Consider the following 996-nt stretch of genomic DNA (forward strand, 5'->3'; position numbering starts at 1 on the left):
TGCTCAGTTTCGCTTCGCTACACATTTTAGCAAACTATTATCAGCCCCTTAAATGGGTGTTAAATGCAAAGGAATCTCCAGCAATGGATGCGCTCGAAAAATTAGCGGAGAGAAACCGCCAACATAATAAAATAAAAAAGGATGAAAAATTCTCAACGTATTTTCTTTTGTTAGGCTTATTGCCTTTTTACACAGATCTCATTTATTCTAAATTTGTTGTTGGTTTAGAGTTTCCTGAAAGCTTTGGGTATTTTCTGCAATCACTGGCTGGGAATTGTATATTCGCTTTTCCTGTTTTAGGTATGGGGAGTCTTTTACTTTTTCCTCGGTTACTGAAATTGTTTACTTTAATTGTTATTCAAACTTGGTTTACATATTTTTGGGTATTCCATGACTTAACTTGGGTTGGCTTTTTCCCTTTAGTAATTGTGTATATAACTTTTCAAATACAATTACCAAAAATAAAGCAACGTGCCGCAGAAGAAGATGGCATATAACAAGATAATTGGACTCCCAACTTCTACACTTAAGTAGAAATTATTTTTCGGAGTTCAATTATGAATAAGTTAAGAATTGGTGTCGATTTAGCTCATAAATTAATACAAGTTTGTAGTTCTACAAATAATAAAGTGCACTCAAATAATGAGATGACACTGCAATAATTTAGTGAGTACTTGGTATCGCTTAGTCCTTCAACGATTATTTTTGAGGCCTGTGCGAGTGCTAATTATTGGCATCAATTTGCAACTTCACTTGGTCATAATTCCTTACTAATATCTGCGCGATTAGTTATGTCTTTTCGTCAAAGTCAAAAAACAGATAAAAATGATGCTTTGGCTGTTTTACAAGCATCGCTGTTACCAGATGTTCACTTTATTACTGCAAAATCAATTAATGAACAGCAAGCGCAATCAATGCTCAAATTGAGAGAGCACAGTGTTAAACAAAAAGTAGCGCTTAAAAATCAACTCACAGGTTTACTGCGTGAATTTAATA

2 protein-coding genes are annotated in these 996 nt (G+C 33.9%); both read left to right on the forward strand.

All coding sequences use genetic code 11. The annotated features are described in order from the left end of the window. Positions 1 to 497 (forward strand): hypothetical protein (locus tag I6E80_RS20315; RefSeq protein ID WP_231616836.1); only part of this gene is annotated, 497 nt, incomplete at its 5' end. 177 nt (positions 498 to 674) lie between these two features. Continuing rightward, positions 675 to 996, forward strand: a 322-nt coding sequence (locus tag I6E80_RS20640) for a transposase (RefSeq protein WP_197186322.1), incomplete at its 3' end; no start/stop codon positions are given.

It is taken from the genome of Pseudoalteromonas sp. NSLLW218 (genome assembly GCF_015864775.1).
Classification (GTDB): Bacteria; Pseudomonadota; Gammaproteobacteria; order Enterobacterales; family Alteromonadaceae; genus Pseudoalteromonas.